This window comes from Vibrio sp. R11-SG3-ISO3-SZ (assembly GCF_059834345.1).
Genome location: NZ_JCBDGX010000105.1, coordinates 1 through 16,570, shown reverse-complemented (window position 1 = coordinate 16,570; position 16,570 = coordinate 1). Strand labels below are relative to the sequence as shown.

The window sequence follows — 16,570 nt, the reverse complement described above, 5'->3', positions numbered from 1 at the left end:
GGGTCGCGCTATGAATTTTTTGCCATCGTCTCAGTGCTGGCATTGACGATGTCTATGCCCCCGATGGTCGGTCGCTTACTCGGCGCCGGCAATATTAAGGATATCCGCCAACTCGTCACGATCGCGGTTAAGTTTATTTTGCTGTTCCAGCTAGCGATTGCACTGGTGACCGGTCTTAGCTCTGGTCTGTTAGCCGATCTCATGACGGGGGAGAACCAAGTCGAATCGATCCTCTCGATGCACTTGATGCTGGTACCATTTAGCTTAGGTCCGCTGGGGGTGTGCATGTTGATGGTCTCTATTTCCAACGCTCTGGGTAAAGCCTACACAGCGTTAACCATCTCTGCCTTGCGACTGTTTGCCTTCTTCCTACCCTGTTTGTGGGTCGGCGCTTATCTCGGCGGGATTCAAGGGCTCTTTTGGGGAGCGAGCATCGGTAATCTCCTCGCGGGAGCCTGCGCTTGGGTACTGTATCAGCGTACGTTACGCTCGATTGAATCGGCCAAATAAAATAAGTTGAAATGAAAGGTGGCTTTCGCCGTTCTTAATACAAAGCAGACAAAAACGACGTACCTAGGAGAGACATATGGCAGCGCCAATCAAAGTAACCCTCTATCGCTGGGCGGGCAGTTGGGGACCATTCAAAGTGAACATTCCCTGTGGTGAGTGCACGCTGACCAAAGACATTCTCACTGATACCTTCGCCAACGAACTGGCCGATGTGCCGGTCGAACTTGAGGTGAAAGATTGGCTCTCTCATTGGTGGGAGCCGCTCAAAGCCGGAGCGTGGCATGCGCCAATTGCGATGGTCGAGGGTAAAGTGATCAGTCAAGGGGAAGCCCTCAACCGCGGTGTATTGGTGCAGTCGATCATAAAAGCATGGACCGAGCACGATACACTGAGCGGTAATATCGTCTTTGGTAAAGCAACATGCCCTTATTGTGTAAAAGCGAAGGCATTGCTCGATGAGGCTGGCATCGAATATCGTTATCACGACGTGGTCAAAGAGAGTGCGGCTTTGTATCGAATGATCCCGGAAGTAAAAGCGATCATCGGTGAAAAAACGCCCGTTACCGTGCCACAAATATGGCTGGATGGTCACTACATTGGCGGGGCAGACAACTTAGAGGCGTGGCTTGTCAACAAAGGATTAGGCAAGGTGCCTGACAATGTCGTCATTATGCAAAATCAGTCCTCTAACGGCTAGCACTGGATATCAGATTGACGTTTTGAACAAACAATTAAGCCCCATCGAAAATGGGGCTTAATATTATCTATTCGTTCGTTTGGCGTTAGATTCACCAGTGCCAGATTACTTAGCGATTTTGTTCAGTACGCGCTTAAAGAAAGACGCTTTTTTCGCTTTTGGCTTGCCGTAAAACATTTCGTTCATGGCGTGCTTTGCAATCATTTGGCCTAGGTATGCACCTGCTAGATCGTTGTTCATGATTTTCTCCTCAAAGAATATGAGCGTGATTTTAATCACAAAAACAACAAAAGCAAGAGATATGTCACATTTATTTTATTTAATTGCACACTTGTTTCATTTTAGTGCGCGATAGATCATTTGGGTGCAAATAACGCTGCTCTCAAACGGTCACCTTCATGGCTGCGTGTCGTTAACTGCGCTTGGGTTGTTGGTAGGTTTTACCCGCCATTTGGTAGGTATCTTTACGCTTAACGTCAAACTGCGTATCGAAGAACCAAGCCACAAAGCGAATCACCTCATCCCCTTCGTTCATCACATGCTCAATGAACTCCTGCTCTTCGCCTTGCTCGTTTTCTTGCAGAGTCACATGGTAAATACGCGATTCCCCATCGACTTCCGCTAGAGCAAACTGACCCGTCAGTGCCTCGGCCGCCTGCGCCACTTCTTCATCGCTACTGGCTTTCAGCATCTCTAATGCTTGTGGCAGACTGTCTTGTTCGCACAGTGCTTTCACTAAGCTTTCAAACTCTTGGTATTCCATTGTCGATCTCTCATCGCATTCAAACCGCGCCATTGTACCTACATCCTTTGCTGAGTGGTACTCCAGACGAAACCCCGTGCGTTTTCGTCATAATCTATTAAGATGTGGTCTCATTACTTCCTAAAGCGAAACAATGAGCCAGTATGGATTGGATTCAAAGTGTACACAGTTACCTTCGTGTCGTAGACGAAGGCAGTTTTAGCGCCGCTGCGCGTAAACTCAACACCACCAACTCCGCGGTCAGCAAGCGCATTCACTGGCTTGAAGAGCGCCTCGGTGTCCAGCTGTTAAAGCGCACCACGCGCTCAGTCACCCAAACCGAAGCGGGCGCGCTTTTTTATCAGCGGGCTAAAGTCCAATTGGATGAGTGGCAATCGATCGTCGATGAAACGCGCTCGGTCAATCAAAGCCCAGCTGGGCTACTCAAAATTGGCGCGACCTTGGCGATAGGGTCGAAATTTCTTGTCCAATACCTCAATGATTTTTTGCAGATGTATCCCGATATTCGTATTCAGTTGCTGACGACGACCCCCGGCCAACTGCCAGAATTGAGTTTGGATCTTTTTATTAGCCGAGAAATCGAGCAGCTTAACTCACTGAGTTTCAAAGCCTCCGCCTTGTTTGAACACAAAGGCGCCTTCTATGCGTCACCGTCCTACATCGCGCAGTATGGGGAACCTAGCTCAGCGGATGATCTGCTCAATCATAATGTTCTGATGTGGGGAGAACGCCCACAGCGTGAAGTGAGACTCAGTCAAGGACAGCGCTTGAGTTTATCCGGCAATTTCGCCACCACCAATCCAGAGGCGCTGTTTTATGCGGCCAAAAGTGGCATGGGCATTTTGCTCACTTACGATGTGATGATTAAAGAGGATCTCAAGTCCGGTGCGTTAAAACGGATCATGCCCGACATCACTGCCGACGAAGCGACGGTGTATGCGTACTACCCAAAACTCGATTATCAGCACACTCGAACCCAACTGTTTCTCGATTATTTAAAGGCCAGACTCTCTGAAGAGCGCGTCCCTCTGTAGACGATGTTCTCACCCGCACTGCGAAGTTGAGCAATTGAGCAACCTGTCCATAGTTAAAGCGCAAGAGTCCGCTGACGATCACACACATTCGCGGCGATCGCTTGGCTAAACACAATCAGAAGTGGGATTGAACAAAGGTACGGCGCACAATCATTGGCGAGATTACAAAGGGACTTCGATGGTCATCATCACATCGCCTTCGTAGTCATCATGCCAGCGGTAGTCGAGCCTCATTCTTGGCTCGCCGGCTTTTTTGTCACCAAAACCGACACTGAACTGCAAACCATGATTGCGTAACCACTCATCCATGCTCATCGTGGCCATCTTCTCTTCGAGCTCAGAAGGCATCCACACGCCGATACCAAAATAGTTGGACGATAAGTGGCGGGACAAAATTGGGTTGCTGGCACTTTTCAATACCCAATCATCCCAGTAAGAGGCGTAGTCTCGACTGTCATCATCGAGATAGAACTCAAGATCGTCGAGCGCTTTAACCGTGTACTCGATGCCATCTAGCATCGAAAAGCAGAGGCCTTGGGCTGAGTGAAACATCAGAGAGTTGGACGGCTTGTTTTTCTCTTCATACGAATAATCGTATAAATCGCATGCTTGTGATGCGAATGCCATTGCACCAAAACAAAACCCTATATATTGAGAAAAACGCATTCATATCTCTTATGTAACCACTAAATACACCCTCAATAATACGCTTTTTTACTCAATATGCGATTCACTTTTTCTGTTGTCAGGTGGGAAATAGGCGACTTGTCCTGTAGGGCATTTCTTATGTCCGTACTGCGAATCGCCACCTTTTCTGGACAACTCAATACAGACCAACGAGTTAGGATCTCCTCGGCGTTATAAAACTTGGCAAAGTTTAATAAGTTGTCTGGCCCCATCACAAAAGTTAAATGGGCATTAGAGTATTGCGCCTCTAACGCTTGCAGGACAGCAAACGTCGTAACGCCACCATCTTGGCTAAGCAAACTTTCTTCGATTGGCGATCGCTCGACATTAGGCAGCGAGAGATCATCAATAAACGCATCCACCAGTTCACAACGCAGCGCATAATCGAGCATCACTTTGCCCCATGCATGGGCAATACTTGGCACGAGCAGCACCTTATCAAAATGAGTCAACGACTCTATGACGCTTTTATGCCCTAAACTGGGTGGATTAAACGCGCTTCCAAACACCGCAATATGGCTCATTTTCTTCCTTTCTGCTGCTAAACGGTCGTAGCAGTTTTCTAATCTGTTCAAATTGGTATGATATCGGCTAGACGCTTTAAGGGTATCAAGAATATCCGCAAATTTGAAAATACATTGCTTGCAGGAAGGAAACACAATGGAACAGTTGATTCGCGATGAGATGCGTGTCTTACCTTCAATTGACCCTGAATTTGAAGTGACACGTCGAGTCGATTTTATTAAACGCAAACTGCGAGAAGCAGGCTGCAAGTCTTTGGTACTGGGGATCAGTGGAGGGGTGGACTCCACCACTTGTGGCCGCTTGGCTCAGCTAGCCGTCAACCAACTCAATGAGGAAACCGATGGCGGTTACCAGTTCATTGCCGTCCGATTGCCCTATGGTGAACAGAAAGACGAAGATGAAGCCCAAATTGCATTGAAATTTATTGAGCCGACACATTCTGTCTCCGTCAATATTAAAGCGGGTGTGGATGGTATTCACGCCGCCACACAAACCGCCCTTGAAGGCACCGACTTGCTACCGACTGACGCACCAAAATTGGATTTTGTTAAAGGCAACGTGAAAGCGCGCGCGCGCATGGTTGCGCAGTACGAGATCGCAGGCTATGTGGGCGGGCTCGTACTCGGCACCGATCACTCAGCGGAAAACATCACTGGCTTTTACACCAAGTTTGGCGACGGCGCCTGTGACCTTGCACCGCTATTTGGTTTGAGCAAACGTCAAGTTCGTGAAGTGGCAGCTCACCTCGGCGCCCCAGAGCTATTAGTGAAAAAGACGCCAACCGCGGATCTTGAAGAACTGGCACCACAAAAAGCCGATGAAGACGCGTTGAACCTCACCTATGATCAGATCGATGATTTCCTAGAAGGGAAACCGGTATCAGAGGAAGTCTCGCAGCGTCTTGTGCACATCTACACCATCACGCAGCACAAACGTCAGCCTATCCCGACCATCTACGATTAATCTTATCGATAGATGCAGCGCGTTTGACGCCCCGTCACACGCGCTGCCCCACCACCCATCACCCAATTATGCCCTCCCCCTACCCAACGTCCACCTAAGCCGCTTTATTCGCTATTATTGGTCGTATCAATAAAACGACTAGCACCTCGGCACTGTTTTCACTAAAATGCGACCGATCAAACAAATTTCTTTCATTATCGCGTTAATATACCCATTAAGCGCCGCTTAACGTCGCGTTGGCTTGGGTGATAATGAGCGACGTAATAACCAAAAACCATGCATGTTGCAGCCCAGGTGGCTGACTGTAGAAAAGTGTGATTGTTTATGGATCAAGATAAGTTTACCAATATTTATCGCTTACCCACGGCGATTCAAATTCGCATTGGCAAATGGCAGCAGACCTTCAACGGAACATCAGACATTGTGCTTCACCGTGCTATTGAAGCGCGTAATAAACAGTACCGTAAACCTGATTTTTTCCCGGCGGGGTGGTGCGTCAACCTGTTTGATAATCAGGACATCTCCATCACCGAGCATGGTAAGTATATTCAAACCGCGATGCGTACCATGATGGACCGTAAGGTGTCGTATAAACGCATTTACCTCTCTCGAGTGCCGCTTGAGCAAGCGACGCCAGCCCTGGTCGCGTTCAAACAAGAGTTCATCGCCAAGCACAATCGTGTGGCGAAAAAATACAATCAAATTAAGAAAAAACAGTTCTTGCGCTTCGCATTAGAAGAGCTAGAGACACTCTATCCCTCGATACCAAAAGAGAAGTTTGACGTAACCCTGTGGAACAAATTGGTGGTGTCAGAGCTCGGCCAAGCGAAGAAATTTGCTAACCCCTACTTCGTGAAAAAGCACACCGTCTAGACGGCGCTGAGATTACACCGCCTTGACGATATCAGTCTGACGTTAGAGGCCGCTATCATCACAGTCCGTCACTCGTATTTGGCTAAAATCTCTTGATAACGGCTTTGTCCTTGCTCACCTGGCATCGATTTAAGCCGTTCAATGCCGCGCTGCAAATTAGCGATGTTTTTAGACGCGTGCCCACTTTCTGATTCGCGGCACAGTTGGTGCTTTGGTGACCAAGAATACCGCCAAAGCGGCTAAAACAAAGCCCATCACGCCCATCGCATCGAACGATTCACCAAACATCAACCACGCTTGGAAGGCGGTGACGGGCGGAACCAGGTAAAACACCGACGCCACACTCGACGCCACGCCATTTTCCACCATATAGAGTAGCAAGAGAATCGCAATGCAAGAGAGCACGACCACCATCCATACCAAGGTCATGATAAAGGCAGGAGACCAAACAATCACATTGGTTTCAAAGGTCAGCGCGACGGGTACAAACAGCAGTCCCGCGGCAAAATACTGCACGGTGGCCCCTCCAACCATATCCACGCCTTGGCAAAAACGCTTTTGGTACAGGGTGCCCAATGTAATGCCGATGAGCGACACCAAACAGACGGCAACCGCTAAGGTTTTGTGTTGCTCGGATTGCCAGTCCATTTTACCCATAAGCACAAGGCTAATACCCGCAAACCCAATCACCAGCCCTAACCACTGCGAGGGTTTAAACGAGTGCTGAGTAAAGACCACCAACAAAAACGCAGTAAGAATGGGTTGCAGACCAACCAACAGAGAGCTAAGACCCGCAGGCATACCAAGATGGATCGCAAAGTACGTACCGCCGAGATAAAAGCCGTGAATGAACAGCCCTACCACGCCACTATGAAGTAACGCTTTACCTCTCGGCAAGCGACGACGAAGTAGCACAATCAACAGCAGGAATAACGCGACGTTGGCGATCATTCGCAGTGACAACAAGGTCGCTGGCTCGGCGTACTGAAGACCAAACCTTGCTCCAACAAACCCCGATGCCCAAAGCACCACAAACACAAAAGGGATCAATCGCGCCCACATACACATTCTCCTCGCTTTTTATTCTGTTTTAACGTTACTGTAGTGGGTACAGGTTGATTTTAAAGGCACAGATCAGGTTAGTTTTATGGGTACAGAAAGATGGACAGTCGCAGCAAGTATCGCCAAGTAGAGCAGCTCATTCGCCAAGGTATCGAGGAGGGTCGATATGCCAGTGATGACAAATTGCCCTCTATCCGCACTTTATGCACGGAGTTAGACGTGGGCAAAAACACCGTCATTCGTGCCTATCAAGAACTCGAGGCGCAAGGCGTGATTTATACGCAGCAGAGATCGGGCTACCGAGTCAGCGCCAAAACGACACCACCGGCCCCCACTCAAAGGCCCATGCAAGTCGATTTACTGAGCGCTTGCAAAGAGATTCTCACCTACACCCCAAGCCAAGAACGGCTCGTAACCGGGTCTGCACACCCTTTTATCGACACACCGGCGATCAAAAGCCTGTACGCCGAAATTGGCCGCCACAGCCGACGCCAAGCACACATTCCTAGCCATTACCAACTGCCACCGGGGAACGATTTGCTGATCCGGCAGCTGGCGAAAATAAGTCATGATTTGGGGGTGGATGCACGCGGTGAGTCTTTGTCTGTCACCCATGGTGCCCAACAAGCGATCAGCCTCGCCCTGCGTGCACTGACACAGCCAGGCGACATCGTCGCGGTCGAATCGCCTTGTTACTTTGGCAATCTGCTACTGATGGAATCGCTGGGCCTTAAAGTGGTAGAAGTGCCGAGTTGTCCTCGAGATGGCTTAGATCCGAACGCACTTGAACAAGCACTTGACCGCTGGGATATTAAGGCGATTTTAGTCACTCCCAACTTTACCAACCCAACGGGAGCCTGCATGCCACTCGCGGCCCGTATTCGATTACTAGAGGTGTCAGGCGCGGTGCCCATCATTGAAGATGATGTGTTTGGCGCATTGGCCTACGACCAAAGCATCACGCCACTGAAAACACTCGATAAGGACAACCGGGTCATCTATGTCAATTCGCTCTCGAAGATGCTCGATTCGCGGTTGCGGATCGGCTGGATTATGGCGGGTCAATACCAAGCGCAGATTGAGCGTTACCTGATGAGCGATAACATGGGCAGCCTTAACCTGATGCAGTCTGCCGTGGCAGAGTTTCTCACCACCGGTAAATACCGCTCGCACGTGCAGAAAATGCGCCGGCTCTATCAGCACAACACTAAACTGTTTATCACCCAGTTGGATCTCGCCTTGCAGCGCTATCCCACCCTTTCAGGTCGCTATTCACTACACCAACCGCAAGGCTCTTTTTTAGTCTGGCTAACCTTGCCCGACCACTGCGACAGTCAAACCATCTATCAACACGCGAAGCCACGTGGAATAAGCCTTCTCCCCGGCTCACTCTTTGCCACCGGCACGCAATTCCAACACTCGATGCGCTTTAGCTGCGCCAACTTAACCACCACCGCGGATTGGCAGCAAGGTATTGAGGATTTGGCAAGCCTCATCGCTCAATCCTCTCACTGAGTCTTGTTAGACAAGTAAAAGGGAGCCTGTGATTACCCTCACAGGCTCCCTTTTGTCTTTTTCGCTGATTGATTTAGGCAGCAGCTTTCTTTAAGCGGATAATGGCTTTAAGCAGATGATGACTTTAAGCACCTGACTATATTACGCGTTAGAGGCTTTGCGATGCCCTTCTTGCAGGTGGACAAAATCCACCAGATCGTCACCAGATACTTGATACGCCTGACCAAATCCCTTAACGAACAAGCCCTGCTCTGCTTTGAGATTAAACAGCACAAAGTCTTGCAACTGACTCAAGCCATCAATGATCTCACCAAAGCGCTCTTGCATCTGCGCGATCACTTGTCGCCATTGCTCGCTTTCTCGCTCCACAACGTGTGCAGTGGCATCAAAGGTTAAGCGCTTGCGAGCAAAGAGTTGCTTGGAGCTGTCTTCATCTTCAATCAACATGATGGACACCGTCGGGTTCGCCTGCAAATTGCGCGCGTGACGGGCAATCTCAGAAATCAGCACAAAGTATCCCTCTTGATTTTGTACAAACGGCGCGTAACTGACATTGGGTTTGCCATGTTCGTCGACTGTCGCCAACTGCAATGTCTTACGCGCTTGACGAAATTCTTTGATTTCTGGACCTAAGCGACCTTGCAAGCGTTCCTGCTTGACCTGTTGTTCCATGTTGAGCTCCTGATTGTCTTTCTCAATTTTATGATTGTTGTTAAGTCCTGGCGGTGCGCGGTTACTTTGATAAACCTTTATAATGCGCATGCCACTGGTGAAACTGTTCAACCTGACTCGCAATGAGTTCACGTTTTTCATTGCGCCCCAAGTAGATCTTGAAGATGTTGTTGCCCTCTTGACTAAAGAAACCAAAATAGTGGCTCTCACGTCCCATAAAAGGCTTACTGACTAAGGCAATCGCACGTACGTTGTCGAGTTTGAGATGCCCATGCATCTGACCTTCGCGTCCCATTAGGTTGTAGTAGCCGCGGGCCACTTTCCCTTTTGGAAACGGCGCTTTGACTTCAAAAATAGAGCCAAATGAGTGGACTATTGTCGTCACTGGCCCAAAGTCAACCAACGCTTCCAGCATAGCTTGCGCATGGTCGCCCGAGATCAAGGTCACCATCTCCGTCGGCAAAGCGGCCACCACGTCATACTCACTGACTCCTAACTGCTCTGCGATGGCAGCAGGCAATAATGCTGGGTCGCTGTCTAATAGCGCTGCGACTTGCTGAGCAAGCGTGTCTGGCTGTTGGGTCTTTGTCATTACTGAATCCATAAACGTTCCATTTCTAAGCGATTGAACCGACATGATGAGGGCTCATTGAGGCGGGTTGATAATAAAATTGTAGAACCTTGATCGCCGCTTGTGCCAAGTCTTGAGGTTTTATCCGCGAAGGCAAAATGCAACGGATCAGAGGTTTCTTTACCGAGCACTGATTCATCAAATTGATGGATATCCAACATGCTATTTACTCGCTTAGCGCTTGTCAGCTCTTGCTTCGCGCCAAAATCTTAAAAACTGGACAAGATCATAATTCCGCGTTAATGATAATGCAATTGATAATTGATCTTATTTGCATTGTAAGTAATAATCTTGGCAATTTGTTGATGTCGGACAAGAGAATTCACCGTGAATGTCAAACGCTACACTATCGCAGGAACGCTCTCACTAGCGGTTCACGGGGCCATATTACTCGTCGCTCATGAAGCGAAAGTATTTGCGATGCCCGCGGGAACGCAGTCTCAAAGTGTCTCAATTAACTTTAAAGCAGCGGCAGTTCCAGCGCCTAGTGTCTCGCCAGAGGCCGACCTGCCCGTGAAACCGGAACCTGCACCGATCGAAGCGGCAGCTATTGCCGAGCCGATCCCGACACCGATGTCCACGCCAGATAAACCTGCGGTGAAGACAGACACAGCTATTGTGAAACCGGACACAGCTGTAGTGAGGCCAGACAAAGCTGCGGTTAGACCAGAAAAAACAATAGTGAAAAAGCCGGTCAGCAAAGACCCAATCAAAAAGGTGGTCGCCAAACAAGAAACGACGAAACCAGTCGTGGCGAAAACGCCCCCAAAAAAGGCGGCGCCTAAGCCGAAAGAAACTGCCAAGGTGGCCAATACTCAGGCAGCGCCTGCCAACGCCAAGCCAACAGAAGCAACACCGGCTGAGCCTGCCCCAACGGACACCGCAAAGGTCCCACAAAAAGCCAATCAAGGCGCCAGCGCGCAGCCCATCTTGGTCGAGAAGCCCTCTTTCTTGAGTCGCCCAACCGCGCCTCACTACCCAAGACTGGCGAGAAAACGGGGCTTGGAAGGCGTCGCTTTGTATGAAATTTGGCTCGACGATGAAGGAAATCAAGTCAAACAGGTGCTTATCAGCTCATCCGGAGCCACCTTGCTCGATAAATCCGCGTTGGATGCGATTAAGCAGTGGCAGTTTTCTCCTCACACTGTGAATGGGCACTCCATGGCCCACCGCGTGCATATTCCCGTTCGTTTTAAGTTGGATCGATAATGGAACACATTGAACAAATACAGCAACAACTGGGCCTTATGGCTTGGCCCTTGATTTTCTGCTCTGCACTGACGGTCATGATCATCCTCGAACGCTTGTTCCAAGTTCTGGTCAGCACCGGTGTGGGCAAGCGCGCCGTATCAAGAGAACTCAACCAACTGAGCCCGACTGACAATCAAGCCATTGAGCAACTTGCGAAACGTTGGTCACCACGTCGTCCGCTGCTTTTTAAGGGTGTGGCCATGGTGTTAGCCCATCACTCCTTTGCTAAGTCACTTCGAGAAGATGTGGCCGGGATGTGGTTACAAGAAAAACGCCACCAGCTCAATTCTGGGTTGCGCCTATTGACCTTGATTGGCGTCATCAGCCCGTTGATCGGATTGCTCGGCACCGTGCTTGGGCTGATTGAGATGTTTAAAGGCGTGGCGGCCTCTTCGGGTAACATCACGCCCAATGATCTGGCTGACGGCCTTGGCCTCGCCATGCGTACCACCGCTGCAGGGCTTTTGATCGCGCTGCCCGCCATCGCTGGCGCGCAGTTGCTGGGGTTGTGGGCCGACCGCGTTACCGCCAAGCTCGAGCACACATTAAATTACGTCAATTTATGGTTGGAAGGGGTTAGCGTGAAAGCCAATACACCACCGATGACCGTGACCAAAAACGCTGATGAGCATGTTCACCCCATCCGAGAAAAGCGAGTGAACGCATGATCAAGTTACCCCACAATGAATCACGATTTGGGCTGACACCGGATCTCACACCACTGCTCGACATCATCTTCATCGTGATGGTGTTTTTGATGCTGACCGCGGCGGTAAAACTTGATTCATTGGAAGTGGATCTGCCCACCACCGACTCGAATCAGGTGTCTACGGTGGATAAGCGCTCTCTGACCATCAACATTCTCGATGCGGCGCCACATTGGGCGATAGACGGCCAAACCTATCTCGATTGGCACAACTTTACGCTCGCTTTGCTCGAGCAACACCAATCGAACCCGCAACCGATCGTTGTCGGCGCAGAGAAAACCGCCGACGTTCAGCATTTGGTCAAACTGCTGGCCTACTTACAAGAAAACGGCATTCAAGCCACGCAGCTGCTGACTGAGCAGCCCAATTAATTTAAGGCAAACCTTGTTTATGACTCAACGTATTATATTCTCTGAACGTACTAAGTTATCTCAGCACCCTAGCCAGACAGCGCGTGCTACACGAACTTTCTCAAAAGCAAGATGGGGACGCACGATCGGCCGCCTCACTGCGGCGGTGTCACTGTGTGCGCTCTCGCTCACCGCCTTCTCTCACCATGCGATGGCAAGTGAGCGCATCATAAGCGCCGGCAGCGCCGTTACTGAGCTATTGATTGCGCTAGACCAGCAGCAAAGTCTCGTTGCGGTGGATGTCACCAGTGAGCTGCCAGAGGGACTCACACTACCCAAAATTGGCTATCATCGCCAACTGTCATCAGAGGGGCTATTGGCTTTAGGCCCGAATCGACTCATTGGCTCCGATGAAATGGGCCCCGCTTCTGCGCTCGCTCAGCTTAAATCAGCGGGCGTCGCGGTGGATATTGTCAACACCAAACCGACTGCCGAAGGTCTACTTGAGCGCATTGATGAGATTGCCGCGCTGACGGATTCTAGCGAGCATGCTGCGCAACTCAAGCAGAATGTCGAGCGTCAACTGGCCAATTTAGAGCAGCGCCGTCAGCAGATCGCGACGCCGAAAAAAGTGCTGTTTTTGTTGATACATGAAGGTCGCCCCGCCAACGTCGCCGGTGCCGACACCACGCCTAACGCGATTATTGAACTTGCGGGCGGCATTAACCCTGCAGCTTCGACACTTTCTTCCTACAAACCGCTGTCGAGTGAGGCGATGGTCGAGATGCAACCCGACATTATCCTCGTCAGTGGCCGCAGCTACCAAAGCTTGGGCGGTGCGGATGAGATATTAAAAAAGTTACCGATGCTCGCCGCCACACCTGCGGGTCAAAACAAAGCCTTCATCCAAATTGATGGTCATGCTTTAGTCGGTGGATTGGGGCTGAAAAGTTTGGCTGAAGCGGAGCGCATCAGCGCGTTGCTGCTATAACCCGCCACTCAAGCGACAAGCCTCAGACTGGCAACATACAAGACTGGATTGTGACTTTAACGCTATGATATTAAACCTATGATTTTGAAAAGAATCCCGCTACCCATTACGCTCGGTCTTTTTGCTGTCTTGCTGCTTATCACAGCGATCAGCTCAATCACCGTTGGGCCAATGAATATTGGATTTATCGAGAGTGTACAGAGCTTGTTGCTTAAATCGGAGCAACTGGCACCGCACGTGCATTTGGTGATCCATGAAATTCGCTTTCCGCGTACCCTACTGTGTATGTTAGTCGGCGCGATTTTAGCCCTGTGCGGCACGGTGATGCAGGGGCTGTTTCGCAACCCACTGGCCGAGCCGGGGATCATTGGTGTCTCTGCTGGGGCCTCCTTAGGGGCAGCGATCGCCATTGTGATGTTTGCCGATGTGTTCGCCGAATACCCAACCTTGATGAATATCGCCGCACTGCCCATGTTTGCTTTTTTGGGCGGCGCGTTAACCACGGTCCTGGTCTACAAATTGGGCACCAGTAAGCTCGGGACGTCTGTCACCATCATGCTGCTAGCAGGGGTAGCGATCAGTGCCCTCTCTGGGGCAGGCATTGGCTATATGAATTTCATCGCGGACGATCAAATGTTGCGCGATCTGTCGCTCTGGTCGATGGGCTCACTGGCGGGCGCAAACCTCACAAGCCTTGCGCTTTGTAGCGTCACCTTGCTGATTCTTGGCGCTTGCTTTTATCGACGGGCGATGGCGCTCAATGCTCTCTTGCTTGGCGAAGCGGAGGCGGCGCATCTTGGCATCGCCGTTCAGCGTCTCAAACGTCAGTTGATTCTACTGACCGCCATTGGCGTTGGGGTCACGGTGAGCGTCTCAGGGATGATCGGCTTTATTGGCTTAGTGATTCCCCATTTAGGACGCATGTTGACCGGACCAGATCACCGCAGCCTGCTGCCTATCTCTGCTCTGATGGGCGCACTGCTGCTTACCTTTGCCGATATGTTTTCTCGTGTTGCGGTCGCCCCAGCTGAACTGCCTGTAGGCATCGTCACGGCGATCATTGGCGCACCGTTTTTCATCTATCTGCTGTTTCAACAAAAAGGGAAGATTTTGTAATGGACGCTCCATCCATCTCCGCTCAAGGTCTGTCGATGCACTTTGGTCAGCGCTGTGTATTGGATAACATCGACCTTGATATTCACGCCGGAGAAGTGACTGCGCTGCTCGGGCCAAACGGCGCGGGGAAAAGTACCTTGCTGAAATTGTTGTGTCGGGAGATCCCTTCACGTCACGATATTCGCTATTTTGGCCGCGCAGCAAACCAATGGCCAAATGATGAACTGGCCAGACACTTAGGCATGCTTCCTCAGCACAGTACCCTGAGTTTTCCGTTTCTTGCCCATGAAGTGGTGGAGCTTGGGGCAATACCGCTCAACTTGGCGCACAAACAGACCCAAGCGGTAGCGGCTAAGTACATGTCGCTCACCGATGTCAGCCACCTGAGTGAACGCTTGTACCCCTCCCTGTCTGGCGGAGAGAAACAGCGCGTGCATCTCGCGCGAGTGTTAGTCCAACTCGATCAGTCCGCTGAGAAAAAAATCCTCATGCTCGACGAACCGACCTCCGCACTGGATCTGGCCCATCAGCACAACACACTGCGAATTGCACGCCAATTAGCCGATGAACACCATACCGCCGTCGTCGTCGTGTTGCACGACCTCAACCTCGCGGCGCAATACGCCGATCGACTTGTTATTCTGCATCAGGGAAAAATTGCTTGTGACGCCAAACCTTGGCAAGCGTTAACGCCAAGTCTCATCGAGCAGGTGTACGGCTACCAAGCATTAGTCAATCGCCATCCCTCGTTGGACTTCCCCATGGTAATGCCCGCTGCGTAAATCTTAAGAGAGCAGGCGCCGTCTTAAGCCGGCGCGCTCCAATACACGCGCGCAAATTTCTTCCACGGATAACGAGGTGGTGTTGATGTAGGGAATGGCCTCACGGCGAAACAGTGCTTCAACATGTTCAAGCTCTTGTTGGCACTGCTGACTACTTGCGTAATCGCTGTCAGCCAGTCGGTTCTGGCGAATCTGCGTTAGGCGCTCAGAATCGATAGTGAGGCCGAACAATTTGTGCCGCACCACTTCAAACTCCGGCAATAACCTCAAACGCTGAATATCTTGCTCGATAAACGGGTAGTTCACGACCCGCAAACCAAACTGCATCGCCATGTAGAGACTGGTCGGTGTTTTACCGCTGCGCGACACGCCCAATAAAATGATGTCCGCCTCATCCAAGCCTCTGAGAGTAATGCCATCATCATGTGCAAGGGTGTATTCAATGGCGGCAATGCGGTCAAAATAGCGATGTGAATCTTTACTGACACTGCGCGAACGTTGCAACTTGGGTTTGGCCTCCATCTGAATATCGTCTTGGACTTTTTGCACCAAGCTTTCCAATACGTCGTAGCAATGCGCCGGAGCCTGCAATAGCTTGGCCCTTAGTTCACCAATCACCATAGAGAAAAACACCAGCGGCTTGACGCCGTGGGTACGATACGAGGCGTCAATCTCTTTAACTAGCGCCGCCAATTTCTCTTCACTTTCCACGAACGGAAAGGTCTTTTCATTCGCGTAAAAAGAGAACTGCCCCAAAACGACATGCCCTAATGTCTCGCACGTGAGTGCCGTGCCATCAGAAACATAGAATACATCACGACTTTGACTATCAATTTGCATGGTTTGTTGAATAGCTAAAATAATGTTGAGTAGGATGACATTCATAATATCGATAATAAAACCCTGCTGACTATTACGTCCCCCACAGCTTTTTAAATTGGTTCGCCTTTTTTTAAGTTGATACGTAATCGTTTGCTTTAAGTCCCTACAAGCTGCAATGTTTCTGGAGAAAGACATGCAAAAGAACACCCTCTGGTTTAATGGTCTATCCATGGATGATGTCGACAAAGTCGGCGGTAAAAATGCGTCCCTCGGAGAGATGGTGTCCAACCTAGCCAATGCGGGCGTGAGCGTCCCCAACGGCTTTGCCACCACCTCTTATGCGTTTAACCGCTTCCTCGACTTTGAAGGCCTAGATGACCGAATTCACCAACTGCTCGATGACCTGAACGTCGACGATGTTGAAGCCCTACGCCAAACCGGCGCCACCATACGACAATGGGTGCTTGATGCGCCATTCCCCGCCGACCTCGAAGCCGATATTCGTGAGCATTATCTGCAATTGGTCGACGGTAACCCCGAGCTTTCCGTCGCAGTGCGCTCTTCTGCCACCGCCGAAGATCTTCCCGACGCCTCCTTTGCCGGACAGCAAGAGACCTTC

22 protein-coding genes are annotated in these 16,570 nt (G+C 50.5%); 13 read left to right on the top strand and 9 right to left on the bottom strand.

Annotated features, from left to right (window positions below):
- The coding region (locus AC6R1O_RS13620) for an MATE family efflux transporter (RefSeq protein WP_500657210.1) at nucleotides 1–510 on the top strand (510 nt) is incomplete at its 5' end.
- 76 nt (nucleotides 511–586) lie between these two features.
- Nucleotides 587–1,207 (top strand): glutaredoxin domain-containing protein, encoded by a 621-nt coding sequence (locus AC6R1O_RS13615; protein WP_500657209.1) that lies wholly within the window; start codon nucleotides 587–589, stop codon nucleotides 1,205–1,207.
- A 105-nt stretch (nucleotides 1,208–1,312) separates the two neighbouring features.
- On the opposite strand, the gene AC6R1O_RS13610 is transcribed toward AC6R1O_RS13615, so the two are convergent.
- Nucleotides 1,313–1,447: a hypothetical protein gene (locus tag AC6R1O_RS13610; RefSeq protein ID WP_500625496.1), complete on the bottom strand. Its 135-nt coding sequence runs from the start codon at nucleotides 1,445–1,447 to the stop codon at nucleotides 1,313–1,315.
- A 172-nt stretch (nucleotides 1,448–1,619) separates the two neighbouring features.
- Complete coding sequence (locus AC6R1O_RS13605; protein ID WP_487903671.1) at nucleotides 1,620–1,970, bottom strand: hypothetical protein; 351 nt, start codon at nucleotides 1,968–1,970, stop codon at nucleotides 1,620–1,622.
- A 143-nt stretch (nucleotides 1,971–2,113) separates the two neighbouring features.
- On the opposite strand from AC6R1O_RS13605, the gene AC6R1O_RS13600 reads away from it, so the two are divergent.
- Nucleotides 2,114–3,004: a LysR family transcriptional regulator gene (locus AC6R1O_RS13600; RefSeq protein WP_500637198.1), complete on the top strand. Its 891-nt coding sequence runs from the start codon at nucleotides 2,114–2,116 to the stop codon at nucleotides 3,002–3,004.
- Between the two features lie 162 nt (nucleotides 3,005–3,166).
- Here the strand turns inward: AC6R1O_RS13600 and AC6R1O_RS13595 are convergent, their stop codons facing one another.
- Both AC6R1O_RS13595 and AC6R1O_RS13590 read right to left on the bottom strand, forming a co-directional pair.
- Entirely contained in the window at nucleotides 3,167–3,670 is a 504-nt protein-coding gene (locus AC6R1O_RS13595; protein WP_334553329.1) for a hypothetical protein, read from the bottom strand.
- A gap of 32 nt (nucleotides 3,671–3,702) precedes the next feature.
- Nucleotides 3,703–4,215, bottom strand: coding sequence for a nicotinate-nicotinamide nucleotide adenylyltransferase (locus AC6R1O_RS13590; RefSeq protein ID WP_500633273.1), 513 nt, complete (start codon nucleotides 4,213–4,215; stop codon nucleotides 3,703–3,705).
- 136 nt (nucleotides 4,216–4,351) lie between these two features.
- Between AC6R1O_RS13590 and nadE the strand changes: the two genes are divergently transcribed.
- Complete coding sequence (nadE, locus tag AC6R1O_RS13585) at nucleotides 4,352–5,179, top strand: NAD(+) synthase (RefSeq protein ID WP_500630868.1); 828 nt, start codon at nucleotides 4,352–4,354, stop codon at nucleotides 5,177–5,179.
- Between the two features lie 324 nt (nucleotides 5,180–5,503).
- Nucleotides 5,504–6,052, top strand: a complete 549-nt coding sequence (locus tag AC6R1O_RS13580; RefSeq protein ID WP_500630869.1) for an MSHA operon transcriptional regulator — start codon at nucleotides 5,504–5,506, stop codon at nucleotides 6,050–6,052.
- 168 nt (nucleotides 6,053–6,220) lie between these two features.
- Here the strand turns inward: AC6R1O_RS13580 and AC6R1O_RS13575 are convergent, their stop codons facing one another.
- Complete coding sequence (locus tag AC6R1O_RS13575; protein WP_500630870.1) at nucleotides 6,221–7,114, bottom strand: DMT family transporter; 894 nt, start codon at nucleotides 7,112–7,114, stop codon at nucleotides 6,221–6,223.
- 99 nt (nucleotides 7,115–7,213) lie between these two features.
- On the opposite strand from AC6R1O_RS13575, the gene AC6R1O_RS13570 reads away from it, so the two are divergent.
- Nucleotides 7,214–8,629, top strand: coding sequence for an aminotransferase-like domain-containing protein (locus AC6R1O_RS13570; RefSeq protein ID WP_500630871.1), 1,416 nt, complete (start codon nucleotides 7,214–7,216; stop codon nucleotides 8,627–8,629).
- 141 nt (nucleotides 8,630–8,770) lie between these two features.
- Here the strand turns inward: AC6R1O_RS13570 and hutZ are convergent, their stop codons facing one another.
- The 3 genes from hutZ to AC6R1O_RS13555 all read right to left on the bottom strand — a co-directional run bounded on the left by hutZ (nucleotide 8,771) and on the right by AC6R1O_RS13555 (nucleotide 10,093).
- Complete coding sequence (gene hutZ / locus AC6R1O_RS13565; protein WP_487902734.1) at nucleotides 8,771–9,301, bottom strand: heme utilization protein HutZ; 531 nt, start codon at nucleotides 9,299–9,301, stop codon at nucleotides 8,771–8,773.
- 61 nt (nucleotides 9,302–9,362) lie between these two features.
- Nucleotides 9,363–9,893: a heme utilization cystosolic carrier protein HutX gene (gene hutX / locus AC6R1O_RS13560; protein WP_500630872.1), complete on the bottom strand. Its 531-nt coding sequence runs from the start codon at nucleotides 9,891–9,893 to the stop codon at nucleotides 9,363–9,365.
- Complete coding sequence (locus AC6R1O_RS13555) at nucleotides 9,893–10,093, bottom strand: hypothetical protein (RefSeq protein WP_500630873.1); 201 nt, start codon at nucleotides 10,091–10,093, stop codon at nucleotides 9,893–9,895. Before AC6R1O_RS13555 ends, hutX begins: the two co-directional genes overlap by 1 nt.
- Before the next feature lie 166 nt (nucleotides 10,094–10,259).
- On the opposite strand from AC6R1O_RS13555, the gene AC6R1O_RS13550 reads away from it, so the two are divergent.
- From AC6R1O_RS13550 to AC6R1O_RS13525, 6 genes are all read left to right on the top strand, one after another.
- A complete protein-coding gene (locus AC6R1O_RS13550) occupies nucleotides 10,260–11,141 on the top strand; it encodes an energy transducer TonB (protein WP_500630874.1) in 882 nt (293 codons plus the stop codon).
- Nucleotides 11,141–11,851, top strand: coding sequence for a MotA/TolQ/ExbB proton channel family protein (locus tag AC6R1O_RS13545; RefSeq protein WP_500657208.1), 711 nt, complete (start codon nucleotides 11,141–11,143; stop codon nucleotides 11,849–11,851). The genes AC6R1O_RS13550 and AC6R1O_RS13545 overlap by 1 nt, the downstream gene beginning before the upstream one ends.
- Nucleotides 11,848–12,261 (top strand): ExbD/TolR family protein, encoded by a 414-nt coding sequence (locus AC6R1O_RS13540; protein ID WP_500657207.1) that lies wholly within the window; start codon nucleotides 11,848–11,850, stop codon nucleotides 12,259–12,261. The genes AC6R1O_RS13545 and AC6R1O_RS13540 overlap by 4 nt, the downstream gene beginning before the upstream one ends.
- 19 nt (nucleotides 12,262–12,280) lie before the next feature.
- Complete coding sequence (locus AC6R1O_RS13535; RefSeq protein WP_500657206.1) at nucleotides 12,281–13,231, top strand: heme/hemin ABC transporter substrate-binding protein; 951 nt, start codon at nucleotides 12,281–12,283, stop codon at nucleotides 13,229–13,231.
- A gap of 78 nt (nucleotides 13,232–13,309) precedes the next feature.
- Entirely contained in the window at nucleotides 13,310–14,347 is a 1,038-nt protein-coding gene (locus AC6R1O_RS13530) for a FecCD family ABC transporter permease (protein ID WP_500630877.1), read from the top strand.
- Nucleotides 14,347–15,129 (top strand): heme ABC transporter ATP-binding protein, encoded by a 783-nt coding sequence (locus tag AC6R1O_RS13525; protein WP_500630878.1) that lies wholly within the window; start codon nucleotides 14,347–14,349, stop codon nucleotides 15,127–15,129. The genes AC6R1O_RS13530 and AC6R1O_RS13525 overlap by 1 nt, the downstream gene beginning before the upstream one ends.
- Nucleotides 15,130–15,132: 3 nt before the next feature.
- Here AC6R1O_RS13525 and ppsR read toward each other — a convergent pair whose 3' ends face one another.
- Nucleotides 15,133–15,969: a posphoenolpyruvate synthetase regulatory kinase/phosphorylase PpsR gene (ppsR, locus tag AC6R1O_RS13520; RefSeq protein WP_500657211.1), complete on the bottom strand. Its 837-nt coding sequence runs from the start codon at nucleotides 15,967–15,969 to the stop codon at nucleotides 15,133–15,135.
- A gap of 157 nt (nucleotides 15,970–16,126) precedes the next feature.
- On the opposite strand from ppsR, the gene AC6R1O_RS13515 reads away from it, so the two are divergent.
- Nucleotides 16,127–16,570 (top strand): PEP/pyruvate-binding domain-containing protein (locus AC6R1O_RS13515; RefSeq protein ID WP_500657205.1); only part of this gene is annotated, 444 nt, incomplete at its 3' end.